Origin of the sequence: Ichthyobacterium seriolicida, assembly GCF_002369955.1 — a bacterium.
In the GTDB taxonomy this organism is placed as follows: domain Bacteria; phylum Bacteroidota; class Bacteroidia; order Flavobacteriales; family Ichthyobacteriaceae; genus Ichthyobacterium; species Ichthyobacterium seriolicida.
Map to the genome: position 1 here is coordinate 684,435 of NZ_AP014564.1, position 25,782 is coordinate 710,216.

Genomic DNA, 25,782 nt, shown 5'->3' on the forward strand with positions numbered 1-25,782 from the left:
CACATCCATCAAATATTTTTTTCCTTCAAAGAAAGCTTTAAAAAATTAGCATTAATTTTGCCGTCTACTCATATAGTAAATGAGAAGTTTATTAATTGTTAAATTTTAAATCTAAAAAAAAATGTTTAAAAACCTTTTATCCCTACTAACCCTTGGTCTGGTAGTTTTCTCTTGTTCTAAATCGGATGAGGTATCCGAGAAAGCCCTAGAACTAAAGATTAGTTCTGTGAAGTTTGAGAAGAGTAAGAATTTAAATGCAGATAATGTTTCTGAATTTTACGAAAAGTTATTTGTTACAACAACTCCCGCTAGAGCTAAAGGAAAAAATGTTGCTCCAGGTGCAGCTACTAACGGATATCCGACTGAGTTTACAATCACAGCTACAAATATAGTAGGGGATAGTGTTATTAATGTAGAACTCCCTTTTAATGCGAACTTTGAAGCTTTAAAAACTAATGCTACAGCTAAGGCTACTATTACTTTTAAATCTGCTGTTGAAGGCGTTACTTTAGGGAATACTACTATTACGGGAACTAGCGCAGAAATCCCTTTTGAAATACCTACAGCAGAGCTTACTAAAGAGAAATTAGAAGCTGGATTTTTCAAAAAAGAACTCGTATTCTCTAAAGCTGGAGATACTTCCTCAGTAAAAAAATATACTGTAGTTGTTAAATTCTCTAATGATAAATCTGACAAATGTGATATAAAACAAGGTGAGTTTGGGTTTATAGTTGCTGATACTGGTGCTAATGCTAAGGCTTCGTTTAATCAACATGGCACTGCACCTACAGCTGGAAAAATAATAGCAGCTCATTATGTTACTCCTAGTAATGGTGATAAAGACGGATCACAAACTAAACCATTTGAGTTTGAGCTTAGGAAAGGGAAAAGTAGCGATGCTGCTGGGGAGCTTGCAGCGACTAATGGGGCTACTTCTGGTCAGTATTTTAAAGCAGACGCTTTAAAACTACCTGATGGGGCTTATATTGAGGTTGATAACACTCCTGGCTCTACTTCTAATACTGCTGCTGATGTTAATCCAATTACTGGAAATAGTAGCTCAAATACTGATGGTCAGCAGCTTAAAGTGAATTCTAGTACTGCAACTACAGCTCAGAGTTATACATTCAGAGTGGTAGCTCAAGATGGATCTAAAAAATACTACAAGCTAACAATTAATGCAACTGCGCCTAATTAGTAGTTAGGAGAACCAGGAAGATTAATTGCTTTGTTTAAAGTTTAGAAGCCGTCTCATTAATGAAATGAGGCGGTTTTTTAATTTTTGGTATTTAGCGCTACATTTTAGTTTCCTTTTTAAGACACTATCAACCTGAGTCCAATTAATAAAGACGGTTGAATCCTTTGAATTTATTGGAGTTTAAGATATTATTGGTGTGGTTATTGAAGTCCTTTTATGCTTATGAGGTGATTTAGTTGAAACTTGATACTTTTTGCACAAAAACATTCTATTTATCACAAATATGATTCTCTTTAATCCTAGTTAATTCAAGGCTTTTGATTGTTTTAACGTAAGTAAAGTATTAATCGAACTCAGATATATAAGAAATTATTTTGGACAGCCGTTGGTCAGTGTTTTTCCAAATTAAGTTCTTCCATTGCCGCGTAGTGAGTTCTGTCATGAAATATTTTCTTCACATCCATCAAATATTTTTTCCCTTCAAAGAAAGCTTTAAAAAATTAGCATTAATTTTGCTGTCTACTCATATAGTAAATGAGAAGTTTATTAATTGTTAAATTTTAAATCTAAAAAAAATGTTTAAAAACCTTTTATCACTACTAACCCTTGGTCTGGTAGTTTTCTCTTGTTCTAAATCGGATGAGGCATCCGAGAAAGCCCTAGAACTAAAGATTAGTTCTGTGAAGTTTGAGAAGAGTAAGAATTTAAATGGAGATGATGTTTCTGAATTTTACGAAAAGTTATTTGTTACAACAACTCCCGCTAGAGCTAAAGGAAAAAATGTTGCTCCAGGTGCACCTACTAACGGATATCCGACTGAGTTTACAATCGCAGCTGCAAATATAGTAGGAGATAGTGTTATTAATGTAGAACTCCCTTTTAATGCGAACTTTGAAGCTTTAAAAACTAATGCTACAGCTAAGGCTACTATTACTTTTAAATCTGCTGTTGAAGGCGTTACTTTAGGGAGGACTACTATTACAGGAACTAGTGCAGAAATCCCTTTTGAAATACCTACAGCAGAGCTTACTAAAGAGAAATTAGAAGCTGGATTTTTCAAAAAAGAACTCGTATTCTCTAAAGCTGGAGATACTTCCTCAGTAAAAAAATATACTGTGGTTGTTAAATTCTCTAATGATAAATCTGACGAATGTGAGATAAAACAAAGGGGGTTTGGGTTTATAGTTGCTGATACTGGTGCTAATGCTAAAGCTTCATTTAATCAGACTGCTACTGCGCCTGCAGCTGGGACTAAGGTGTTTGCGCATTATGCTGCTGGTAATAGTAGTAAGAACGGTGATAGCGCTGCTAATGCGATAGAGTTTGAGCTTAGGAAAGGGAAAGCTAGTACTGCATATCCTGCAGGTGGGGAGCTTGATACTGCTGGAGTTGATTCTACAAAGTACTTCAAAGCAGATGCGTTAATACTGCCTGATGGGGCTTATATTGAGGTTGATGACACTCCTGGCTCTACTGCTAATACTGCTGCTGATGTTAATCCAATTACTGGAAAGAAGAAATCTAATGCTGCCACTGCAGCTAACACTACAGATCTTAAAGGGGGTGCTAGTAACTCAACCCCTCAGAGTTATACATTCCGAGTGGTAGCTCAAGATGGAACGACTAAAAAGCATTATAAGTTAACTATTAATGCAACTGCACCTTCTTAGTAGTTAGGAAGATTAATTAAGTTAACAGTTTGAAGCCGTCTCATTAATGAAATGAGGCGGTTTTTTAATTTTTGATATTAGAGAGCTATTTTAGTTTCCTTTTTAAGATACTATCACGTAAAGTGTGTAAATAAAAAGAGCTGTCTCGGTTTTGAGACAGCTTCTTCTTCTTTTTAAGAACATAACTTAAACTGTTATAAATGCTGAAAATATTCAAGATATTTACATCTTGTAAAGTATAGAATTGATAAACATGCCCGCTCCTACAGAAGTGAATATTATATTGTCTCCTTCCTTTATCTCATGATTAGGCATCGATCCTTTTAAAATCATATCCAACATAGTTGGCACAGTAGCCACCGATGAATTCCCTGTCTTTTCTATTATCATAGGCATAAAATATTCTGGGATAGTCGTTTTGCCGTACAGATTCATCAATATCTTTAGTATAGAGCTATCCATTTTAGCGTTGGCCTGATGAATAAGCATTTTAGAGATATCATCTATGTGCATATCTACACTGTCTAACATGCTTTTTACGGCTATTGGGATATTAGTTAAAGCGTATTCATAAATCTTCCTTCCCATCATATGAATCATCAATTTTTGTTTTGAGAAATCCTTATTGAAAGACGCCCCTTCATACAGGTAGTTTAGCTCTTCTCTCTGGTTACAGATTACATTATGTGTTATGATTCCTCTCTCTGTATTACTCTCTTGGGCAGATATTACTACTGCTCCAGCTCCATCGGAAAAAATCATAGAATCTCTATCATGTGGATCTAATAATCTAGACATTGTATCAGAGCCTATGACTAAGATGTTTTTAGCTTGTTTGGCCTTTATAAATTGGTTAGCCATTATAACACCTTGCACCCAACCTGGACATCCAAAAATCATATCATAAGGGATACAAAGAGGATTTTTGATCCCCATTTTATTCTTAACTCTACTAGATACAGAAGGCATCAGATCAGAATAGCCAACTTCTTTTTGTATATCTCCGAAATTATGTGCCACTATTATGTATTCTAAATCTTCGGGGTTTATGCCAGCATCTTCCAAAGCTCTATTTCCAGCTATGGCAGCTATATCTGAATTTACTTGATCATCCTTTATATATCTGCGCTCTTTTATCCCAGTAATATCTTCTAGTTTTTTTACTGTTTTATCTACAGGTGTCTCTATTGGAGTTCCATCACTCATATGAAAAGAAGAATTGATAAAATAATTATTTTTTATAACTACTTCTGGCAGATAGTGTCCTGTTCCACTTATAATGGCATTAATGTTTGGCATTAGTTAATTTGTCTAAGAAAATTGATTGAGATGCAAAGTAAAGTATTTTTTATCAGTAGGATTTAATATTAAGTCTCACACAACTAATCCTCACCTATCGTTTACAGGTAGTTTTTGTCATATTTTTAATTCTAAAAATATACCTTTGCTTGCTTTAGAGAAAAGTTAATGAAAAGGTTTATGAGCCATTATAAATTGATTAATAACATATCGGGTTGTGTTGTATTTTTTATATCACTATCGGTTTATTTGTTGACCATGGAGCCCTCCGTTAGTTTTTGGGATTGTGGAGAATATATAGCCACTGGTTCAAAATTAGAGATAGGGCATCCTCCAGGCTCATCGTTGTATCAGATTATAGCTGCATTTTTTTCTATATTTTCATTTGGAGACCCAACAAAAATAGCCTTGATGGTCAACTCCCTATCTGCTATATCCAGTGCATTTACAATTCTTTTTCTTTTTTGGACGATCACCTCTTTAACTAAAATAGCTATAGGGAAAGAAGATCTATCCGATAGTGATATAATCAAAATAATAGGTTCTGGACTAGTTGGTTCTCTAGCTTTCACTTTTACCGACACTTTTTGGTTTTCTGCTGTGGAGTCTGGAGTGTACGCCATGGGGATGATGTTCATATCTATGATTTTTTGGCTATCGCTCAAATGGTATTTGGATGACAGCCAAAGATCTGACAAGTGGATAGTATTAATATCCTATATCATAGGTCTTTCTGTAGGTGTCCATATGCTTGTAATGCTTTCTATACCAGCCGTGGTATTCGTATTCTTATCTAAGAGAGATAAAGGTATAACCGACAGTATCAAAAAGTTTATTTTAGCTAATCTATTAGTGGTTTTTGCATTAGCTACTGTCTTTAGAGTTATATTTCCTTCCATCTTAAAATTTTTTCATTGGGCAGAGATATTTTTCACAAATTCCCTAGGGATGCCTTTCAATTCTGGAACGATAATAGCCGCAGTAGTTATAATTTCAATATTAGCCTTTGGAGTAGTCTATTCTGAGAGAAAAGAGAAGTTTAAATTAAATACATTTTTTATCTCTCTTACATTTATGATATTGGGATTTTCATCGTGGTTGATGTTACCTATAAGGTCTAATGCAGAACCTCCTATAAATGAGTCTCCACCTAACAACGCTGTAGAGCTTTTGTCTTATTACAACAGAGATCAGTACGGAGAATTGAATATTTTGTACGGCCCTATGTATACGGCTTATGAAGGAGGTATAAAATTAGATAAGGAGACCCCTTATCAAGATGGCTTTGTCTATTATCAACGAGATTATAAAACAAATAAATACGTAATAGTAGAAGATGGAAAAGATGCTAAACCCGTTATAGATAAAAAGCATATGGGATTCTTTCCTAGGATGGGAAATCGCTCTCCTGGCAGTATACAAAATTACAAATCCATAGTACCTAGCTTGATGAAAAACAAGGGGGATAAGCCTACTTTTTTTCAGAATGTAGAGTACTTCTTAAAGTATCAAGTTAGTTATATGTACTTGCGTTATTTCATGTGGAATTTTGCAGGCAGACAGAATGATCTTCAAGGTAATATGGATCTTATAAATGGAGATTGGATTAGTGGTATTTCATTTATAGATGAGATGCGCTTAGGTCCTCAAGATAATTTGCCTGATTCTTTGAAAAACAATAAATCTAGAAATACTTATTATTTCTTACCTCTTATGTTGGGATTACTAGGTTTATTTTATCACTTTAAAAGTGATAGAAACAGAGCTTACAGTGTTATGTTATTATTTGTATTCACTGGAATAGCTATAACGGTTTACACCAATAATAAAGCTTTTGAACCACGGGAGAGAGATTACGCTCTAGTTGGTTCTTTTTATACCTTTTGTATTTGGATAGGCTTTGGAGTATTCTTCTTGATAGATAGGGCTAGAGAGTATTTAAATAAAAAAATCACTTCTATTCTAACTATTGTTATTTGTCTATTAGCTGTCCCTGGAATATTGGCTAAGGAAAACTGGGATGATCACGATAGGTCTAATAGGTACATAACCAGAGATGTAGCTAAAAATTATTTGGATTCCTGTGCAGAAAATGCCATTTTGTTTTCACTGGGAGATAACGACACCTATCCCCTTTGGTATATGCAAGAGGTAGAGGGTTATAGAACGGATGTAAAATGTGTTAATTTGAGTTTGTTAAATACTGATTGGCATATAGATCAAGCAAAAAGAGATACCTATGAAGGGAAGGGTATTCCATCTAGAATACCTAAGGAGAGGTATGTCAAAAACAAGAGAAACATAATATACTTCTACGACAAATACGGAATTATCGATTCTTTGAGGTGGCCATTGTCAAATTTTATGGAGTGGATCACGAGTGATTCTAAGGAGACTAAGTTGAGATCTGGAAATACCCAAGAGTACTTTTCCCCTGTCAGAAAGATAAGAATACCCGTTGAAAAAGAAAATGTTTTAAAACACGGAATTGTATCAAAAGAGGAGGCCCACCTCATATTAGATAAGATAGACATAAATATTCCAAAAAAGAGTAGTGGCATAGAAAAAAAGGACATGATAATTTTCGATATTTTAAATGAATTGAAATGGACACGTCCTATATATTTCACTATTACTTCAGGATATAGAGATGAAGATTTTACGTATTTGTCTGATTATCTTCAGTTGGAGGGATTGACCTATAAGTTAGTTCCCATAAAAACAGATAGGGAGAAGATAAATTTTGGTTCATTCGGTAGAATTAATACCGATATATTGTATAAAAACCTCATGAATTTTGGATGGGGAAATGGAGAGGATCCAAATACCTATTTAGACGAAGTCAGCACTAGGATAATATCATTGACGACTAGATCTGTTTTCTTGAGACTAGCTACAGCTTTGGTCGAAGAAGGCAAAAATGAAAAGGCTAAACTAGTTTTAGACAGATGTATGGATAAGGCTCCTATAAGTATATATGGCAATAATATATTCACATTGGGTATGGCAGAGTTGTACTATCAAATAGATGATAGAGAAACTGGAGATTTAATAATGAGGAGCTATGCCGATAATCTAGTTCAAAATCTAAATTATTACATAAGTTTTGATCGTAATATGTTTAGAATGATTTTTGAAGATGTTCGTAAGAATTTGACCTATTTCAAAACCTTTTTGGAGAGTATACAAGATTACAATACAGAGATGCATTCTGAGTACGACAATGTTTTTAAAGATATATACGATAGGATAATATCTAAGGCCTAGTTGAAAAACTTTATTTTGATTATTAATGAGAACTTTAATACAGAGAGTATCCAAAGCCAGTGTGAGTATTGGCGGAAACACAAAATCTGAAATAAATAAAGGATTGGTCGTTTTAGTGGGTGTGGAAGACTCCGATACCAAAGATGATATAGTTTGGCTCTGTAATAAGATTACTAACCTCAGAATATTCGATGACAAATCGGGTCTTATGAATTGTTCTTTAAAAGATGTAAATGGGGAGATATTAGTGGTGAGTCAATTTACCTTATATGGTAACGTTAAAAAAGGGAATAGGCCTTCTTTTATAAGGGCTTCTAAACCTGACTTTTCTATTCCCATGTATGAAGATTTTGTAAAGACACTTAAAACTATATCTGGAATAGAAGTCCAGACTGGTGAATTTGGAGCAGATATGGATGTTCATATATTAAATACTGGTCCAGTTACAATATGGATAGATTCTAGAAACAGAGAATAATAAGATGAGTATTAAACAGTCCCAAGAGGAAGTAGATAAGTGGATAAAGCAACATGGCGTTCGTTATTTTAACGAATTGACAAATATGGCTCAACTTACTGAAGAGGTAGGTGAGGTGGCTAGAATAATATCTAGAAGGTATGGAGAACAATCTGAAAAAGAAAGCGATAAAGGCAAAGATCTAGGCGAGGAACTAGCAGATGTGCTTTTCGTACTGTTGTGTATAGCTAATCAAACTGGAGTGGATTTACAAGAGTCCTTTGATAAGATGCTAGACTTTAAAGGTAAAAGGGATCACCATAGGCATAAGAATAATCATAAGATAAGATAGATACAATCTTAAGTTATAATTATGAAAATCAGCAGAGTAGTATATGTTTTATTCCTATTTACTAATGCTGCGTTTGGGCAATACACCTCAAAAGACACTGAAGCCAAAGGAATGTCTTTAGCTGGAGCTATGGTTTCGGATAATTCTTTTTATTCTTTATATCACAATATCTCTGGGCTATGTTCGTTTTCAGGAATGAGACTAGCTCTGAATTACAGTAATAAGTTTACGTTGAAAGAGACTTCTAATAAGAGTATTGCTCTAGCTTTTGATGTTTATCCCAATAATGTCTTTGCTGTAGAACTATCCAATTATGGTTTTTACAAATACTCTGAAAACAAAATATTCTTGGGATATGCAAAAAAGATACACAGTAATATATTTGGAGGCATAGGTTTGTATTATCAATTTTTGGATGTAATAACTTCAACTAAAAAGTCGCATTTATTCTATTTTAGCATGGGGCTGCAATTTATAATTGATGATGATTTATCCATAGGTGTTCATATTTCAAATCCTACATTAAATAAGTACAGTCACAGTTATATCAAAAAATCATATCCAAGTAATTTTCAAGTGGGTATTAAGTGGAATATAAATTCTCACTTGGTTTTGTATTCTCAACTTCAGAAAGAGTTGTATAGCAATATTTGTCTTCAAATGGGGCTGGAACATTCTATAAAAAAATATGTTTATGTGCGTATTGGTTTAGATAGTAATTTTGACTCGTATAATATTGGAGTGTCTATGAAATATTCTCCCTTAGATATAAATCTATCTGTTGGATATCATACAAGGTTAAATTTTACTCCGTCTGTTTCGACGAGTTATAAATTTTACTGATAGATGAGACTTTTGTTATGTTCATGTTAAATATCATTTTTTTCATAAAGTATTAAAAATTGCCTGTAATATAAAAAACCCTTTATAATGGAATGTGAAATAAAAAAGTTTATGGATTACGTCTCTGCACGTAATAAATATGAAGATGAGTTTTTACAAGCTGTACACGAAGTTGCCAGTGTTGTAATACCTTATATAAAAGATAAGCCTAAATACAGGGATAGAAAAATTTTAGAGAGGATGGTCGAACCTGAGAGAGTGATTATTTTCAGAGTTCCTTGGGCAGATGACAATGGAGAAGTGCAAATAAATAGAGGCTATAGAGTTCAGATGAATTCTGCTATAGGCCCTTATAAGGGTGGCTTGCGTTTTCACCCTACAGTGAATTTAAGTATTCTCAAATTTCTTGGATTTGAACAAGTTTTCAAAAACAGCTTGACGACTCTTCCTATGGGAGGAGGAAAAGGAGGATCCGATTTTGATCCTAAAGGCAAATCAGATTTAGAGGTGATGAGGTTTTGTCAGAGTTTTATGGCAGAGTTATATAGACATATAGGGTCTAATAACGATGTTCCAGCTGGGGATATAGGTGTAGGGGCAAGAGAGATAGGTTATCTATTTGGTCAGTATAAAAAACTCAGGAATGAGTTCACTGGAGTGCTTACGGGTAAAGGCATAGAATGGGGAGGATCGTTAATACGTCCAGAGGCTACTGGTTATGGAGTAGTGTATTTTACAGAGAATATGCTAAAACGTATAGATACAAGTATGGTTGATAAAAAGGTTTTAATATCTGGTTCGGGCAATGTGGCTCAGTATGCAGCTGAGAAAGTTATAGAATTAGGAGGCAAGGTGTTGACAATGTCTGATTCTTCTGGGTATGTATACGATAGTGCTGGAATAGATAGGGAAAAATTAGACTTTATAATTACGTTGAAAAATGTAAAGAGAGGTAGGATAAAAGAATATGCCGATAAATATCCAGGTGTTTCATTTAACGAATCTAAAACACCTTGGACAGAGAAATGTGATATAGCTCTACCTTGTGCTACCCAAAATGAATTGTGCCAAGAAGATGCAGAGAGTTTAGTCAAAAACGGTGTAATATGTGTGGTAGAAGGAGCTAATATGCCATCCACACCTGAAGCGGTGAGTTTCTTTACAAAATCTAAAGTGCTGTATGCTCCAGGCAAGGCTTCTAATGCTGGCGGGGTTGCTGTCTCTGGATTAGAGATGTCTCAAAATTCATTGAGATATAATTGGACTAGACAAGAGGTAGATAGCAGGCTAAAGTCTATTATGAAAGATATTCACAATACTTGTATAGAGTACGGTGTAGATGAAAAGGGCTTTGTAGATTACGTTAAGGGATCTAATATAGCTGGTTTTGTAAAAGTAGCTGATGCCATGTTAGCACAAGGATTAGTCTAGATACTCTTAAAATGAGAGACCTTTTTAAAAAGATCTAAAAGAGACTAGACTTTTAAACAAAAAGGAAGCTGCCTCGGTTTTGAGACAGCTTCCTCTCTTTTTTGTTTTTGAAACTAGTTTTAGCTCTCCTTGGGTGGGGAGACTATCCCCCAAGGGGAAAACGCAAATAGTTAAAAGTATTAAATACAATAAAATTTATATGAATTTGACTATTCCAAAACACCTAATATTCAATCGCTATATATAGTAGACAAATTCATACAAGGAAGATCTGTTTTTAATAGTTTATCATACATCTCTTTATCGTAATCTTCTAATTTTTTAGATCTAAAATATAATTCACTATCATTCCCCGTGTGAAGTATACCATCTTTAATAATATATCTTTTTTCTCTTAACCGAGAAATAACATTTCTGCCAGGTGGCAAGTAACCGTATACACAATGAAAATACCCTTTTCTTTTTACTGACCAAAACGAATTAGGTACGTCAAATTTAGAGCTTTCACATCTAAACTCTTTAAGTTTTTTATTATAAAAAACTTGTTTATTTAATACTTTATCTTTTCTAAAAATTTCTAGCATAGTAGAATCACTTGGATCATTAGGGATAGTTATGTCGATCCAAATACCTAATAGATTCGGATCTATTGTTCCGCTTTTTACCATTTTTATATCTCTCTGATGATCCTCAGGTGTGTATACATTATACCCCATACAACACGCTAAAATTAACGAGGATATGGATATTAATATTTTTTTTAACATAGTTTATTGATTTAATCTTTTACTTTTAAGAGCAATTATATTCGGTGAAAAGACTAATAGTAATTCCTTTTCGTAGGTATTTTTTAAACCCATTTATACTGAGACTAATATTAGTTCTTTTTCGCACGTATTTTTTAAAACCCCTTTTCGATCAGTTGTTACACTATTTCTTTATAAGACGGAATTTTAAAACGCCTTTTAAGGTATCAACTGTATATAACAACTCCCCAAATACTCAAAGTAATTTTAACTCTACTTAAGTAGGGCTTCTCCTCCAGGGTATGGCGCAAATGTAAAGGAAAGAATAGGAATAAATATAATAAACTTCTAAAGATTTAAAACTCATTTGGAGTAACACCAAAAATAGTGTCTGAAGTTTTAGTTTAATTTATTCGTTAAAATTTCTATTTGCTTTTTTGGAGATTCATTTTTGTACAAAATATTGTACACAGCAGTCGTAATGGGCATATTTATCTTCAATTTTTCATTTAACACGGATATACTCTTAACTGCATAATAACCTTCTACTATCATATTCATCTTTTTCTGAGCGGACTCTACAGAGTCCCCTTTTCCTATCATATTTCCAAAGGTTCTATTCCTACTAAAGGGAGAGTACCCTGTAACGAGCAGATCTCCTAAATATGCAGAGTCGTTTATATTCCTATTTATAGGGTGAACCCTTTTTATAAAAGAATCCATTTCCCTTATAGCATTAGACATTAAAACTGCTTGGAAATTATCTCCATACCCCAGTCCATTTGCTATCCCCACTGCTATTGAAAATATATTCTTCAATACCGAAGCATACTCGGTTCCAAAGATATCATGGGAAATTATAGTCTTTATATAATCGCAAGACAGATATTTAGCCATTACTTTTGCATTGGCTTGGTTCTCAGAAGCTATTGTCAAATAAGAAAGTCTTTCTAAAGCTACTTCTTCCGCGTGGCAAGGCCCAGTTATAACTCCTATATTTTTGATGTCTATAGAGTATTTTAATTGAAAAAAATCACCCACTATAATTCTATCTTCAGGAATTATTCCCTTTATGGCAGAGAATATTATTTTTTCTTTTAAAGAGGTATTGAGTTTTTCTAACTCTTTTTTCAGAAAGGCCGATGGCACAGCAAAAACTATGAGTTTATAATTTTCAATTATTTCATTTATATCTGAGCTGATGTCTAATTTAGACACATTTAGCTTTGCTAAGCTTAAATAATTAGGGTTGGTGCCGTATTCTAATATGTGCTCTATGGCGTTGTTATTTCTCATATACCAACCTACTTGGTCCAAATTTCCCGAAAGTATTTTTACTAGAGCAGTGGCCCAACTTCCTCCTCCTATAACAGCCACTTTTTTTGTGTTATTCATAAGGAAAAAATATTTAACAGTTCGTCTATAGTATATCTGTCTTGTTTTGCTTCAGACATGTTTTTAACAGTTATAAAATCACTTTTTAATTCTTCATCTCCTATCATAGCTATAAAAGGGATATTTCTTTTGTTGGCGTAAGAAATCTGTTTTTTTATGTTTTGACTATCTGGAAACATTTCGGCATTTATATTGTTTTCTCTCAATATAGAGATGTATTTCATAGACTCAAGAGCTCCTAATTCTCCAAGATTTAGAAATAGTACCTGAGTGATATTTCTATCTAGTTTTTCAAATATTTTAGATTGTTCTAAAATCATATATATCCTTTCCAAACCGAATGAAATACCTACGCCTGATATATTTTTTAATCCAAATACTCCAGTTAGGTTGTCATACCTTCCACCTCCTCCAATGGAACCTATATCACCATAGTCTGAACGAACCTCAAAAATGCTTCCAGTGTAGTAGTTAAGGCCTCTAGCTAGAGTTATTTTAAAAACTATTTTCGCTCTTTTCAGTTTTATATTTGCAAGGGCATCTAGTATAAATTCTAACTCTTTTATTCCCTCTTTCCCTATTTCTGAAGTCGAGAGTATTCTTTTTAATGTTTTTACCTTTTCTAGATTATCTCCCTCTATATATATCAGTTCAGATAGTTTGTCTACAGATTCTTTACTTATTCCTTTAGATAATATCTCTTCCTTTACTTTTTCAGCTCCAATTTTATCTAATTTATCTAGAGCTACAGTGATATCTGTTATCTTGTCTATTTCTCCAATTATCTCTGTTATTCCATGTAGGATTTTTCTGTTGTTTAGTTCTATTGTGACATCTAGATTTAAATCGTTGAAAACTTGGTCGTATAACTGTATTAATTCTACCTCTTGCCACAGAGATTTAGACCCTATTATATCAGCATCACATTGATAGAACTCCCTGAGTCTTCCCCTTTGGGGTTTTTCGGCTCTCCACACAGGTTGTATTTGATATCTTTTGAAAGGAAAATGGAGTTTATCTTGATGTTGTGTTACAAATCTCGCAAAAGGAATGGTCAGATCGTATCTAAGTGCTTTGTTTGATATTGTATTTGTGAGAAAATTTAAATCTTCTTTATTCTGTTTATCTAGGAGATTTTTGTCTATATTTTTTGAATAGTTCCCAGAGTTGAGAATTTTGAATATTAATTTATCTCCCTCTTCTCCGTATTTTCCCATAAGTGTGGAAGAATTCTCTATAGATGGAGTTTCTATCTGGTTAAAACAGAATTTTTTAAATTGATTTTTTATTATGTTTATGACATAATTTCTGTTTACCATTTCATCTGGTAAAATATCTTTAGTCCCTTTTGGGGTATTAACCTTAGTAGCCATTTTATTTAAAAGAGGATGTTTTTATTTGTGTATTTAAGAGTTTTCCTCAATATAGGGTTGTAATTTATATTTTTTAAAGAGAGTTATTTATTTATCTCTATGAATCTTTCGATCTTTTTTATCTTGCCAAAAATCAGAAGTCTATCATTTTCTTTTATAATGGTATCACTATCGGGAACCCCTATAATGTTATGTTCTGTTTTAATTTCTTCTTCCTCTCTTTCTCCTTCTCTTTTTTCTTGTTCTCCTTCTATTTTTTCTTCCCTTAGAAGGGTCACTAAGTTGAGTTCATATTTTTGTCTTAAACCCATATCTTCTATGCTTCTATTGATTATTTTTTTTGGAGCGGTAATTTCTACTATTTCGTAGTCATTTGGCAATGGCATGCTCATTATCAATTCTGGATTAATAAGTGTTTGAGCTACTGAAATGCCTACCTCATCCTCTGGAGAAAGTAGTTCTTTAATCCCCATTTTGGTTAAGATTTTCTTCTGATCTTCCCCATTGGCTCTCGAGATAATTCTCTTTACATTCAGTTCTTGAAGTATGAAAGTAGTCAGCAATAAAGACTGAAAATCTTCTCCTATAGCCACTACAACGGCATCCATATTTTGTATATCCTGAGAGATCAAAGCATTTTTATCTGTAGATTCTAACATTACAGGATAAGTCACTTTATCTTTTATTTCATCTATTACTTCTTTTCGGTTATCTATAGCTATTACGTCAGCTCCTTTTTCTGTTAAAGTACGGGCTATAGCAAAACCAAATTGACCTAATCCTATAACGGCAAATTTCCCTTTTTTAGACATAGTTTTATCATTTAAAAAATACTTTTAAGGTGCCCAAAGGTACTTATTAACCTGAGTTCGATTAATAAAATCACTTGAATCTTTTAAATTTATTGGGATTTAAGAGGTTGCTAGTGTAGTTATTGGAATTCTTTTGTATACTTAGGCCGATTTAATGGAATTCTGATACTTTTTGCACAAAAACATTCAATTTATCACAAATGCGAGTTTCTTTAACCCTAGTTAATACAAGGCTTTCAAGCATTTTCACTAAACAAACATTTTCACTAAACAAATTATTAATCTAACTCAGGTTATTAAGATGAGTTAGGTTAATAATTATTCAGAAATAAATAATAAAAAAAAGATATATTTTGAGCTATTTGATGTGCTAAAACTTTAAACCTCTTAGCTTTAAGAGTATGTCAGTTTTAGTCAATGGAAACTCAGATTATTAAGTTTATTTTTTGTGTACATTGGCCCTCAAATATTTTTATTGGTTGATGAAGATATACACAAAAAGAGGCGATAGTGGAGTCACAGACTTAATAGGTTCTGAGAGGGTTAGCAAATCTAATTTGCAGATAAAGTGTTGCGGTGAGATAGATGAGCTAAACGCTTATTTAGGCCTGATAAATTCATTACATCGCAATGAGGTTATAGTTGAGATACAACATAAGTTATTTGTTGTAGGGACTATGTTAGCAACGTCTTTGAATAAGAGTTTTAGTTGTTCTCTACAGGAGAAAGATATTATTTTTCTAGAAAGAGAGATAGATGCTATTTCTGATGAATTACCTTCATTAAGGCGGTTTATACTTCCTTTGGGCAGTGTTGAATCTTCTCATTATCACATTGTTAGGGCTATATGCAGAAGAGCTGAGAGAAGTATAGTTCTATTAGATCAAGATGCTAAACGGTATCAAATAGTATTGAGATATATCAATAGGTTATCAGATTTATTATTCGTGTTAGCTAGAAAAAATGCTAACGGCAGAGAGATTTTTTGGGAAAAATAAATTTCTATAGTTATATTTTGGATGTATATTTTTAATATGTACTTTCGCGACTATTTTATAAAATAGTATTAGTTATGTATTGGACATTAGAATTAGCTTCTCATCTGAGTGATGCTCCTTGGCCAGCTACAAAGGAGGAATTGATAGATTATGCAATTAGAATAGGTGCTCCCCTAGAGGTTATAGAAAATCTTGAAGCTATAGAGGAGGATGATTCCGATGCTGTATACGACAGCATAGAAGACATATGGCCTGACTATCCTACAGATGAAGACTTTTTGTGGAATGAAGAGGAATATTAGAGTATCAGAGTATGAGTGTAATAAGCAAAATATTAACTCTTTTTATAGGTGATAAATCTAAAAAAGATATAAGGGATGCCATGTCTTTGGTATCAAAGATAAATGACATAGGCCTTGTTCTTAAAGATATTTCTAATGATGAATTAAGAGATAAGACTAAAGAGTTTAAGCTCCGTCTTTGCGATTATGTAAAAGAAGATTCTGCTCTTGTTGAGGGTTTATATAACAGAGTAAAAGCAGATGATATAAGTGTTGAAGAAAAGGAGAATCTCTATTCTAAGATAGACCTAATAGAGGAGAGGATATATAGAGAACAGGAGAAGTGTTTAAATGATATTTTGCCCGAGGCATTTGCTGTAGTTAAAGAGACAGCTTATCGTTTTTTTCACAACGAGGAGTTGGTCGTAACCGCTAATGAATTTGACATTAGAGTGTCAGCTGTTCATAAACACGTCGAGATACGTGACAACAAGGCTGTGTGGCTAAATTCTTGGGATGTGATGGCCAAGAAAATAGTTTGGGATATGATACACTACGACGTGCAGTTGATAGGTGGTACGGTTCTTCACAGCGGCAAAATAGCAGAGATGGCAACAGGGGAAGGAAAGACCTTGGTATCTACTTTAGCGCTCTATTTAAATGCTCTTACAGGTAGGGGGGTTCACTTAGTTACAGTTAATGATTATTTAGCAAAGAGGGATGCGGCTTGGATGGGGCCAATTTTTGAGTTTCACGGTCTTAGAACAGACTGCATAGATTTATATGAATCAAATTCTGAGGCTAGGAAAGAGGCTTATTTGGCCGATATAACCTACGGTACTAATAATGAATTTGGATTTGATTATCTCAGGGATAATATGGCTCATTCTCCCAATGACATAGTTCAGAGAAAGCACAATTACGCCATAATAGATGAGGTGGATTCTGTCCTTATAGACGATGCTCGTACACCTCTTATAATTTCGGGGCCGGTCCCGAAGGGAGATAAACAAGAATTTAATGAGTTAAAGCCTAAAGTAGATAGATTGGTCAGTGCTCAAAGGGAATATCTCAACACTGTTTTATTAGAGGCTAAAAAGTTGATAGCTGATAACAAGACTACAGAGGGTGGATTTAATTTATTGAAAGTTTATAGAGGTTTACCCAAGAATAAAGCCTTGATAAAGTTTTTAAGTCAAGAGGGAGTAAAAGCTCTACTACAAAAGACTGAGAACTTTTATATGAGAGAACAGAATAAGGAAATGATCAAGGTTGATGAATCTCTTTATTTTGTAATAGACGAGAGGAATAATTCCATACAGTTGACTGACAAAGGGGTAGAGTTTTTATCCGACAGTGATGATTCAGATTTCTTTATAATGCCAGATATCGGCGAGGAAATAGCCAAATTAGAGAGAGAAGAAATAGATCCCGAAAAGCTATCTGTTTTGAAAGAACAGATATACAGAGATTTTTCTATTAAAAGTGAAAGAATACACACTGTAAATCAGCTATTAAAGGCACACACTTTATTTGAGAAAGATAAAGATTATGTGCTTATAGATGGTCAAGTTAAGATAGTTGATGAACAGACTGGTCGTATCATGGAAGGGCGTCGTTATTCTGATGGATTACATCAAGCTCTAGAGGCTAAAGAGAATGTAAAAGTAGAACTTGCTACACAGACTTTTGCTACTATCACCCTTCAGAATTATTTCAGAATGTATAAAAAGCTTTCTGGGATGACAGGTACTGCAGAGACAGAGGCGGGTGAGTTTTGGAAGATATACAAATTAGATGTGGTGGTAGTGCCTACTAATAAGCCTATAAAGAGGGAGGATAATGATGATTTAATCTACAAAACTACTCGTGAGAAATTTAACGCTGTGATAGATCAGGTGGTAAAGTTGTCCAGTGAAGGTAGGCCAGTATTAGTTGGTACTACATCTGTTGAAATTTCTGAGTTGCTGAGTAGAGCTCTAAAGATACGCAAGATAAAACACAACGTATTGAACGCTAAACTACACAAAAAGGAGGCTGACATAATAGAAGAAGCTGGAGTGTCTGGGGTGGTTACTATAGCTACCAACATGGCTGGTCGTGGTACTGATATCAAGCTTACAGAAGAGACTAGAAAAGCGGGAGGGCTAGCTATAATAGGCACTGAAAAACATGATTCTAGAAGGGTCGATAGACAGCTTATGGGGCGTTCTGGTAGACAAGGTGATGTAGGGTCTTCACAATTTTTTATATCCTTAGACGATAGTTTAATGAGATTGTTTGGATCGGATAAAATAGCCAAGCTGATGGATCGTATGGGGCATAAGGAAGGAGATGTGATACAGCATCCCATGATATCTAGATCTATAGAAAGGGCTCAGAAGAAAGTAGAAGAGAATAATTTTGGTGTCAGAAAGCGTTTATTAGAGTACGATGATGTCATGAACTCTCAAAGAGATGTAATTTATACTCGTCGTCATAATGCTCTGTTTGGAACTAAATTATCTATAGATATAGCAAATATGATTTATGATATTTGTCAAAATATAGTGTCTTCTAATAAGGAGACAGGAGATTTAAGTAATTTAGAATTTGAACATATAAAGGCTTTTTCTTTCCCAGTTGATATATCTGAAGATCGATTTAATAGAGATAAAACAGATAAAATAATAGATGAAGTATATAATAAAGCTTACAATCATTATATAGAAAAGTGTTCTAATCTAGCTGAGATTACTTATGCTATAATAGACAATATGTATAAGAGTGATGGGGCTAGATTTGAGAATATATCTGTTCCTTTTACAGATGGAGTAAAGGTTATGCATATAGTCACTAATCTAAAAGAGGCTTATGAGACTAAGGGTAAGCAGCTTATAAAAGATTTTGAAAAAAATATTACTCTACATTTTATAGACGATTGTTGGAAGGATCATTTAAGGGAGATGGATGAGTTAAAACAATCTGTTCAAAGCGCTGTATACGAACAGAAAGACCCTCTTTTAATTTATAAATTCGAGTCGTTTAATCTGTTCAAAGGTGTATTGAACAAGATAAACTATGAAATAGTTAGTTTTTTATTCAAAGGATTTTTTCCTCAAGATGAAAATAGGGTAAAGCAAGCTAGTAATATCAAGAAAAAAGAAAAATTAAGTGTAGGCAGAGATAAAGTTGTCTATAAGGGGGTGGGGGCATCTAATAGCGAAACAGAAAACAGTTCTCAACCAATTGTAAATGATTCCAAAATAGGCAGAAATGAAAAAGTTTCTATCAAAAATATATCTACTGGAGAGGAAAAAACCCTTAAATTTAAGCAAGCTGAGGTATTAATAGAGCAAGGGGATTGGGTATTGCTCTCAAAACTGTGATAATTATTTCTCTTTCATGATTATATAATCTAAAAAATATATAATTATTTTTATTTTACTTAGTGGCTGCTCTTAGCGGTTTGTTAACTATTAAAATTATTAGTCATGATACAGAGAATCCAAACATTGTATTTACTTTTTTCGCTTTTAATTTGGGGCCTTATGCTCTTTGCTCTAAATTTTGATCGTCCAGATCTGGGTGATCGTGATGAACTAACGATATTAGACTGTATGAATTATATCATATACGTGTTGCTCATAGGTAGTCTAGTTACAATTTTTAGCTTTAGAAAATTGAAAATTCAGATGATCCTCACTCGTATAAATATTTTAATGAGAGTTGTGGTATTAATAGTGTTTCTATTTGCTCTTTACATGTACGGAGGATCGAATCCAGATATTAGAGAAGTATTGATTCCCATCGTTATAGTATTAGATATGATATTTTTATTTTTATCTCTAAGAGGAATAATCAAAGATTATAGAATTATAAAATATTCAGATAGGATAAGGTAGATAGGGTTATATGAGTAAATTTTTATGAATACATAAAAATGATATTTGAAAAATATAGTTTCAACAACTATATTTGCATGATCGTCAGATGATTTGGACTATGAGTGAAAATTCACTTCAGCTTGTTGAAGAAATAGAGAAACAGATTAAAATTCTACTTGAAAAGTATCAAAAGATTAAGGAGTATAATTCTTTTTTGCTAGATAAAATAGGGGAGCTAGAAAAGGAACGTAAAAAATTAACAGAACAGAATTTAGCGCTTAAATTTGATTCTATATCCGAAGGTAAAGAAGAAGTAAATCAAGAGATAGATTATTTGGTCAATCAGTTGAATGATTGTGTAATAGAGTTAAGTAGAAGGTAGTTTTGGATAAAAAAAGAGAGATAAATATAAAAATATCTGTAGGATCCAGGTCTTATCCTTTGAGGGTTTTTATCGATACGGAAATTTCTTATAGAGAGGCCGAGAAGTGCATAAAATCTTATGTGAGTGAGATAGAGAGGAGTTATGGTCTTGAAGATGAACACGATGCTATATATATGACTGCCTTGCAGCTTGCTTTTAGAATGCAGCGTCAAAAAACAATCAATGTAGACGATGAGGTTGCAATCAAAAATAAGTTGAAAAAGATTTTGTCGTATTTTGGTGAATCAAAGTGATTTTAAAAGTCTTGTATTAGTTCTGACGAGTTTTAGTAAACTTAACAGTATTTAATAATAAGAACGGATGTTGTCCCTATAGTAAGCTACACTTTTCTGTTTTGTGAAGTCAGTAGAAACTTGAATGGCAAGGTAAGTTCTAATCTTGTGTAAAGATGAAGTTTATTTAAATATGTCAGGCTAGTGCAGGGCTTTTTTTGTTAAAAAGTGAATGATTATGGATTATGCGTTATTTATATTAGCTTCTATTGTAAGTGTGGGTACAGGCTTTGTCATGTCTAATGTTTTAGACAAGAGAAAAAGAAGTGTACTTCTATCAGAAGCAAAGAAAAAAGCTAATGGGATTGTTGAAGAGTCAAAAATAAAATCGGAGAACATAAAGGAAGAAAAGCTTTTAAGTGCTAAAAAAAAGATAGCTGAAATAAAAAGCAAACACGATAGTGTTATCAAATCTAGAAATAATAAGATAGCTCATATAGAAAAAATACTTAAAAGTAAGGAGCATAAAGTCAATAAATACTTGGAAGAGTATAAAGTAAAAAGTGATTTATTAGAGGCTGAAAAAAATAATTATAGGACACTTTTATCCATAGTCGAAAATAAAAAAGAGGAATTAGAACAAAGCAGAAAAGAGCAAATTGCCATATTGGAAAATATATCTAATATTTCTGTAGGAGAGGCCAAAAAAGAGCTTTTAAAAAGTTTAAAAGAGGAGGTAGATACCGAGGCTATGGTATATGCTCAAGATGTTTTAGAAGAGACTAAAATAGCTGCAGAAGCAGAGGCTAAAAAGCTAATAATACAGACTATACAAAGAGTTGGGGTAGAGACTTCAATAGAAAATTCTGTGTCGGTTTTCAATATAGATTCCGATGATATGAAGGGGCGTATAATAGGGAGGGAAGGTCGTAATATAAGAGCTTTAGAGGCTTGTACAGGTGTTGAAATAATAGTGGATGACACACCAGAATCTATAGTTATATCTTGTTTTGATCCCGTTAGGAGGGAAGTAGCTAGGCTAGCTCTTAAAGTATTAGTTTCAGATGGTCGTATTCATCCAGCTAGAATAGAAGAGGTAGTGTCAAAAGCTAATAATCAGATAGAACAAGAAATTATAGAGGTAGGTAAAAAAACAGTTATAGAGGTAGGGATACATGGGTTGCATCCTCAACTTATAAAAATAGTAGGAAGAATGAAATTTCGATCTTCTTATGGTCATAACCTTTTACAACACTCTAAGGAGGTAGCTAGATTGTCGGCTATTATGGCATCTGAATTAGGTTTAGATCCTAAATTAGCAAAGAGAGCAGGCTTGTTGCATGATATAGGGAAGGTTCCAGAGACAGAATCAGAAAAGCCACATGCTCTTTTGGGAATGGAATGGGCCGAAAAATACAGGGAAAATAAAGAAGTTTGTAATGCTATTGGTGCCCATCATGATGATATTGAGATGACTTCATTGATATCTCCTATAGTTCAAGTATGTGATGCTATTTCTGGGTCTAGACCTGGAGTTCGTCATCAATCTGCTGATATATACTCCAAGAGGTTGAGAGATCTTGAAAACCTAGCTATGTGTTATTCAGGAGTTAATAAATCTTATGCTATACAGGCGGGTAGAGAGTTAAGAGTTATAGTTGAGAGCGAGAAAATTTCAGATAAGGAAGCTTCTAAATTAGCTTTTAATATCTCTAAGAAAATTGAAAATGAGATGACCTATCCTGGGCAGGTGAAAGTAACAGTAATCCGTGAAACACGTGCTGTAAGCATAGCTAAGTAGACGGAGAAAACGCCCCTTAAGATAAATATTTTATAGGTTTTGTTTTGCTTTTTATAAAAAAATCCTCTATTTTTTGTAATTTAGCGCCCGTTTAACCAACCTAAAGCAAGAATGAAAAAGAAAAAAATATTATTTGTCTCTTATGGGGTTAATCCTTATGTAAACGGGTCTGTTTGTGCTTCTGAGAGTTTTAAGCTCTTAAAAAAAGTAAATTCCGCTGGAAATGAAGTTAGGATGTTTATGCCTAGATACGGTCATATAAATGAGAGGAAGTATCAATTACATGAAGTTATAAGATTATCTGGGATGAATATTGTAGTCGATGACACAGATCATCCTTTAATAGTGAAAGTAGCTTCTATACCTAATGAAAGATTACAGGTCTATTTTATAGATAATGAAGAGTACTTTAAGCGTAAAAAGTTGTTTGAGGACGATAAAGGAATTATGTTTAAGGATAATGATGAGAGAATATTATTTTTTATAAAAAGTGTTTTAGAAACGGTAAAAAACTCCAATTGGATTCCAGATATAATACACATCCACGGATGGCTAGGTTATTTACTTCCTTTTTATTTGAATACTCACTATAAGAATGATCCCGCTTTTTCTTCAATAAAAATTGTAGTTTCAGTATACAATGATTATTTTCATGGAGTGATGGACAGTATTGCTGATAAAATGAAATATGATGGAATCCCTAATGAAAAGATAGGTTATTTCGATACTGCTGATTATTCTAGTTTATTAAAATCCGCTATAGACAATTCTCATTTTGTAATAAAAGGAGAATTAGAAGAATTTGATGATAATATAAAAAATATATTAGAAAAATATCCAGATTTAGATGTGCTACAAAGCCCAGAAGATGACAAGGAATATGTTAGTTTTTACCAAGAGTTATACGCTAAAGATATGTAGATTGAGAATCATGGGAGGTTTTTCTTATTTTTTACTTTTTTCCTTATGTGTTGTATCTCTTTTGTCTTGTGAGAAATCAGTAAGTATTCCCTTGGAGTTGGTAGACACTCCTCTAAAAACTGGAATGTATTCTGATTCTAGGGTTGTAATATACAATGATATAGATAGTAAGATTCATTCCAATCCCATTGATTTGTATACTTTTGGCGTTTATAAAGATCCTGTATTTGGCACTTTAAAATCTTCTTTTGCTTTACAAGTTCAATTGCCAGATAAAGTGCCAGGCAAAGATCCAAATTCAAATAAGAAGTTTGGGACTAATCCAGTTATCGATTCTGTTGCGCTTTACATTCCTTATCTAGCTAGAGGGGTTGATGGTGTTAAAAAAGCATCATCAAATATTTTTGACACAGATTCTATATATGGAAACAGGAATTCAAGTATAAATGTGCAAGTTTTAGAGTTATTAGAACGCATAAAGCATGAAGATTCTGTATATTACACTAATCATAATTTTGCATTAGGAACTCAAGCAATAGCTAATATTTCCTTTAAACCCTCTATAGATTCTATCGCTTTACTTATAAATGGAGAACAAAAAAAATATCCTCCAGGACTTTGGTTGAACTTAGATAAGTCTTTTTTCAAAAAAAAAGTAATAGATAATCAAGGGACTCCTATCTTAGAAAATAATGTGAATTTCACAGAAAGTCTCAAGGGGTTGTATGTTACAGTAAATAGTAATAATAACTCAGATGGTTCAATTATTTCTGTAGATCCAGAAAAGATTACTTTGACTATTTTTTACAAAAACGATGAGACCGAATCAGGCCAGAATAATCGTTTTGATTTTAAGATTAAAGGAGTCGATGCTGCAAGGGTCAATAAATATGAATATACTCCTAGTCAGGAAATCAGGTCTATTGTAAGTGATAATAACAGAAAAACTCAAGGGCAGTCAAAGGTTTTTGTAAAGGGAAGCACAGATCTCACAACTACTATAGAATTATTTGATGAAACTCAATTAAAGAGCCTTAGGGATTCGGTGTGGGCTGTAAATAATGCAGAGTTGAAAATATATACTGATAATATTACAAGAGATAATCCTCAGCTGAGATTATTTGATAAGGATAGCAAACGTTTATTAACAGATCAGATACCTTTAAATAGTACAGGTGAAAGTTTATCACAAGCCTATAAAGACTATGGGGTAAGTGTAAGTAAGGACGATAAAGGGTATTTTTATTCTTTTGATATTACCAAACATGTTCAATCTATTTTGACAAAAAGTGTAAAACGTAAGAAATATGGAGATAATGTCAAGCTAGGCTTAGAAGTTAAATACAAAAATACAGCTCTAGGCGCTGTCTTATTTGGCAATAGACAACAGGCAGATAAAGGGATTAAATTAGTTATACACTATACTAATTAGTGTTTTTTTTATCAGAAAAAATGAAGGTGTATCGTTCATTAGATAAATTTAAGCCTGTAAAAAATGCCGTTCTTACAGTTGGGGTATTCGATGGAGTTCACTTTGGTCACAGAGAAATAATAAGAGAATTAAATCGCATATCTTATGAGGTTGATGGAGAGTCAGTATTATTTACTTTTTTCCCTCATCCTAGAATAGTTTTAGAAGAAAATAGTGATATCAAACTTCTAAATACGTTAGAAGAGAAAATAGAACTATTGGAGAAAATAGGATTACAACACCTTATAATATATCCTTTCACTAGGGAGTTTTCTAATTTTAGCACCTCTAAATACATAGAGGAGATACTGGTAAATAAGATTAAACTTAAAACTCTCGTAGTAGGTTATAATCATCGTTTTGGCAAAAATAGAGAAGGGGATTATAATAATCTTATCAAATATTCTAGAGCATGTGGTTTTGATATTGAAAGGGTTCAAGAGAGAAAAAATCAAGAGGTTTTGATCAGCTCTACTAAAGCAAGGATAGCTGTTGAGAGGGGAGAGTTTAGTTTGGCTAAAAAAATTCTGAGTTATGATTTCTATATAACAGGTAGAGTTGTAGGAGGAAATAAGATAGGGCATCAAATAGGTATTCCTACGGCTAATATACATATAGAGGATAAAAATAAATTACTGCCAAGTAATGGGGTCTATGCTGTGAGAGTAATCTTAGATGATGATATTTTTAATGGAATGCTAAATATAGGTTTTAATCCAACCGTGTATTTAGAGTCTGATACCAATTCTAAGGTAGAAGTTCACATTTTTGATTTTAACAGAGATATATACGGTTCTAATATTAAGGTAGAATTCATAGAATTTATAAGGGAAGAGAAGAAGTTTCCAGATTTGGAATCATTGAGATGTCAACTGTTAATGGATAAGGAAATTGTTTTAAACAAGTTAATCCATAGTGATAGAAAAGACAAAATAATATTGTAA

Annotated in this window: 22 protein-coding genes; 17 read left to right on the top strand and 5 right to left on the bottom strand. The window is 33.2% G+C overall.

Features of this window, described 5'->3' with window-relative positions; translation table 11 throughout:
- Positions 1-121 precede the first annotated feature (121 nt).
- Together JBKA6_RS02650 and JBKA6_RS02655 are read left to right on the top strand one after the other, a co-directional pair.
- Positions 122-1,198 (top strand): hypothetical protein, encoded by a 1,077-nt coding sequence (locus JBKA6_RS02650; RefSeq protein ID WP_096685601.1) that lies wholly within the window; start codon positions 122-124, stop codon positions 1,196-1,198.
- Between the two features lie 575 nt (positions 1,199-1,773).
- Positions 1,774-2,868 carry a hypothetical protein gene (locus JBKA6_RS02655; protein ID WP_096685603.1) on the top strand — a complete coding sequence of 365 codons (1,095 nt, stop codon included), beginning with the start codon at positions 1,774-1,776 and terminating at the stop codon, positions 2,866-2,868.
- Positions 2,869-3,090: 222 nt separating this feature from the next.
- Here the strand turns inward: JBKA6_RS02655 and JBKA6_RS02660 are convergent, their stop codons facing one another.
- Positions 3,091-4,167: a 3-oxoacyl-ACP synthase III family protein gene (locus JBKA6_RS02660; RefSeq protein ID WP_096685605.1), complete on the bottom strand. Its 1,077-nt coding sequence runs from the start codon at positions 4,165-4,167 to the stop codon at positions 3,091-3,093.
- A gap of 195 nt (positions 4,168-4,362) precedes the next feature.
- On the opposite strand from JBKA6_RS02660, the gene JBKA6_RS02665 reads away from it, so the two are divergent.
- From JBKA6_RS02665 to gdhA, 5 genes are all read left to right on the top strand, one after another.
- A complete protein-coding gene (locus tag JBKA6_RS02665; RefSeq protein WP_172843097.1) occupies positions 4,363-7,434 on the top strand; it encodes a glycosyltransferase family 117 protein in 3,072 nt (1,023 codons plus the stop codon).
- Between the two features lie 25 nt (positions 7,435-7,459).
- A complete protein-coding gene (dtd, locus tag JBKA6_RS02670; protein ID WP_096685608.1) occupies positions 7,460-7,912 on the top strand; it encodes a D-aminoacyl-tRNA deacylase in 453 nt (150 codons plus the stop codon).
- A gap of 4 nt (positions 7,913-7,916) precedes the next feature.
- Positions 7,917-8,243, top strand: coding sequence for a nucleotide pyrophosphohydrolase (locus JBKA6_RS02675; RefSeq protein WP_096685610.1), 327 nt, complete (start codon positions 7,917-7,919; stop codon positions 8,241-8,243).
- Positions 8,244-8,264: 21 nt separating this feature from the next.
- Positions 8,265-9,086, top strand: a complete 822-nt coding sequence (locus JBKA6_RS02680; protein ID WP_096685611.1) for a hypothetical protein — start codon at positions 8,265-8,267, stop codon at positions 9,084-9,086.
- 87 nt (positions 9,087-9,173) lie between these two features.
- Positions 9,174-10,517, top strand: a complete 1,344-nt coding sequence (gene gdhA / locus JBKA6_RS02685; protein ID WP_096685613.1) for an NADP-specific glutamate dehydrogenase — start codon at positions 9,174-9,176, stop codon at positions 10,515-10,517.
- Between the two features lie 230 nt (positions 10,518-10,747).
- On the opposite strand, the gene JBKA6_RS02690 is transcribed toward gdhA, so the two are convergent.
- The 4 genes from JBKA6_RS02690 to JBKA6_RS02705 form a co-directional block, all read right to left on the bottom strand.
- Complete coding sequence (locus tag JBKA6_RS02690) at positions 10,748-11,284, bottom strand: hypothetical protein (RefSeq protein ID WP_157776898.1); 537 nt, start codon at positions 11,282-11,284, stop codon at positions 10,748-10,750.
- A 378-nt stretch (positions 11,285-11,662) separates the two neighbouring features.
- Positions 11,663-12,658 (bottom strand): NAD(P)H-dependent glycerol-3-phosphate dehydrogenase, encoded by a 996-nt coding sequence (locus tag JBKA6_RS02695; protein WP_096685617.1) that lies wholly within the window; start codon positions 12,656-12,658, stop codon positions 11,663-11,665.
- Positions 12,655-14,031, bottom strand: a complete 1,377-nt coding sequence (gene hisS, locus JBKA6_RS02700) for a histidine--tRNA ligase (RefSeq protein WP_096685619.1) — start codon at positions 14,029-14,031, stop codon at positions 12,655-12,657. The genes JBKA6_RS02695 and hisS overlap by 4 nt, the downstream gene beginning before the upstream one ends.
- An 83-nt stretch (positions 14,032-14,114) precedes the next feature.
- Positions 14,115-14,843, bottom strand: a complete 729-nt coding sequence (locus tag JBKA6_RS02705; RefSeq protein WP_096685621.1) for a potassium channel family protein — start codon at positions 14,841-14,843, stop codon at positions 14,115-14,117.
- Between the two features lie 482 nt (positions 14,844-15,325).
- Here JBKA6_RS02705 and JBKA6_RS02710 point away from each other — a divergent pair, with 482 nt between their 5' ends.
- The 10 genes from JBKA6_RS02710 (at position 15,326) to JBKA6_RS02755 (ending at position 25,782) form a co-directional block, all read left to right on the top strand.
- Positions 15,326-15,841, top strand: coding sequence for a cob(I)yrinic acid a,c-diamide adenosyltransferase (locus tag JBKA6_RS02710; protein WP_096685623.1), 516 nt, complete (start codon positions 15,326-15,328; stop codon positions 15,839-15,841).
- Positions 15,842-15,915: 74 nt separating this feature from the next.
- The gene (locus JBKA6_RS02715; RefSeq protein WP_096685625.1) at positions 15,916-16,143 is read left to right on the top strand and encodes a DUF2795 domain-containing protein; all 228 of its coding nucleotides are present in this window, start codon (positions 15,916-15,918) and stop codon (positions 16,141-16,143) included.
- Between the two features lie 11 nt (positions 16,144-16,154).
- Positions 16,155-19,490, top strand: coding sequence for a preprotein translocase subunit SecA (secA, locus tag JBKA6_RS02720; protein ID WP_096685627.1), 3,336 nt, complete (start codon positions 16,155-16,157; stop codon positions 19,488-19,490).
- 105 nt (positions 19,491-19,595) lie between these two features.
- Complete coding sequence (locus tag JBKA6_RS02725; RefSeq protein WP_157776899.1) at positions 19,596-20,006, top strand: DUF4293 family protein; 411 nt, start codon at positions 19,596-19,598, stop codon at positions 20,004-20,006.
- A gap of 100 nt (positions 20,007-20,106) precedes the next feature.
- A complete protein-coding gene (locus tag JBKA6_RS02730) occupies positions 20,107-20,370 on the top strand; it encodes a hypothetical protein (RefSeq protein ID WP_157776900.1) in 264 nt (87 codons plus the stop codon).
- 2 nt (positions 20,371-20,372) lie between these two features.
- Entirely contained in the window at positions 20,373-20,666 is a 294-nt protein-coding gene (locus JBKA6_RS02735) for a cell division protein ZapA (RefSeq protein WP_096685633.1), read from the top strand.
- Positions 20,667-20,883: 217 nt separating this feature from the next.
- Positions 20,884-22,446: a ribonuclease Y gene (gene rny, locus JBKA6_RS02740; protein ID WP_096685635.1), complete on the top strand. Its 1,563-nt coding sequence runs from the start codon at positions 20,884-20,886 to the stop codon at positions 22,444-22,446.
- Positions 22,447-22,557: 111 nt separating this feature from the next.
- Positions 22,558-23,367: a glycogen/starch synthase gene (locus JBKA6_RS02745; RefSeq protein WP_096685637.1), complete on the top strand. Its 810-nt coding sequence runs from the start codon at positions 22,558-22,560 to the stop codon at positions 23,365-23,367.
- A 10-nt stretch (positions 23,368-23,377) separates the two neighbouring features.
- Entirely contained in the window at positions 23,378-24,799 is a 1,422-nt protein-coding gene (locus JBKA6_RS02750) for a DUF4270 domain-containing protein (protein WP_172843098.1), read from the top strand.
- Between the two features lie 20 nt (positions 24,800-24,819).
- On the top strand, positions 24,820-25,782 hold the full coding sequence (locus JBKA6_RS02755; RefSeq protein WP_096685642.1) for a bifunctional riboflavin kinase/FAD synthetase: 963 nt from the start codon (positions 24,820-24,822) through the stop codon (positions 25,780-25,782).

Excerpts from the sequence above, each read along its gene's own strand:
- dtd (WP_096685608.1), top strand. The coding sequence starts at position 7,460 with ATGAGAACTTTAATACAGAGAGTATCCAAAGCCAGTGTGAGTATTGGC.
- JBKA6_RS02745 (WP_096685637.1), top strand. The coding sequence starts at position 22,558 with ATGAAAAAGAAAAAAATATTATTTGTCTCTTATGGGGTTAATCCTTAT.
- hisS (WP_096685619.1), bottom strand. The coding sequence starts at position 14,031 with ATGGCTACTAAGGTTAATACCCCAAAAGGGACTAAAGATATTTTACCA.
- JBKA6_RS02695 (WP_096685617.1), bottom strand. The coding sequence starts at position 12,658 with ATGAATAACACAAAAAAAGTGGCTGTTATAGGAGGAGGAAGTTGGGCC.
- JBKA6_RS02750 (WP_172843098.1), top strand. The coding sequence starts at position 23,378 with ATGGGAGGTTTTTCTTATTTTTTACTTTTTTCCTTATGTGTTGTATCT.
- JBKA6_RS02705 (WP_096685621.1), bottom strand. The coding sequence starts at position 14,843 with ATGTCTAAAAAAGGGAAATTTGCCGTTATAGGATTAGGTCAATTTGGT.
- rny (WP_096685635.1), top strand. The coding sequence starts at position 20,884 with ATGGATTATGCGTTATTTATATTAGCTTCTATTGTAAGTGTGGGTACA.
- JBKA6_RS02680 (WP_096685611.1), top strand. The coding sequence starts at position 8,265 with ATGAAAATCAGCAGAGTAGTATATGTTTTATTCCTATTTACTAATGCT.
- JBKA6_RS02725 (WP_157776899.1), top strand. The coding sequence starts at position 19,596 with ATGATACAGAGAATCCAAACATTGTATTTACTTTTTTCGCTTTTAATT.
- JBKA6_RS02710 (WP_096685623.1), top strand. The coding sequence starts at position 15,326 with ATGAAGATATACACAAAAAGAGGCGATAGTGGAGTCACAGACTTAATA.
- JBKA6_RS02755 (WP_096685642.1), top strand. The coding sequence starts at position 24,820 with ATGAAGGTGTATCGTTCATTAGATAAATTTAAGCCTGTAAAAAATGCC.
- JBKA6_RS02730 (WP_157776900.1), top strand. The coding sequence starts at position 20,107 with ATGAGTGAAAATTCACTTCAGCTTGTTGAAGAAATAGAGAAACAGATT.
- gdhA (WP_096685613.1), top strand. The coding sequence starts at position 9,174 with ATGGAATGTGAAATAAAAAAGTTTATGGATTACGTCTCTGCACGTAAT.
- JBKA6_RS02650 (WP_096685601.1), top strand. The coding sequence starts at position 122 with ATGTTTAAAAACCTTTTATCCCTACTAACCCTTGGTCTGGTAGTTTTC.
- secA (WP_096685627.1), top strand. The coding sequence starts at position 16,155 with ATGAGTGTAATAAGCAAAATATTAACTCTTTTTATAGGTGATAAATCT.
- JBKA6_RS02690 (WP_157776898.1), bottom strand. The coding sequence starts at position 11,284 with ATGTTAAAAAAAATATTAATATCCATATCCTCGTTAATTTTAGCGTGT.
- JBKA6_RS02715 (WP_096685625.1), top strand. The coding sequence starts at position 15,916 with ATGTATTGGACATTAGAATTAGCTTCTCATCTGAGTGATGCTCCTTGG.
- JBKA6_RS02655 (WP_096685603.1), top strand. The coding sequence starts at position 1,774 with ATGTTTAAAAACCTTTTATCACTACTAACCCTTGGTCTGGTAGTTTTC.
- JBKA6_RS02660 (WP_096685605.1), bottom strand. The coding sequence starts at position 4,167 with ATGCCAAACATTAATGCCATTATAAGTGGAACAGGACACTATCTGCCA.
- JBKA6_RS02675 (WP_096685610.1), top strand. The coding sequence starts at position 7,917 with ATGAGTATTAAACAGTCCCAAGAGGAAGTAGATAAGTGGATAAAGCAA.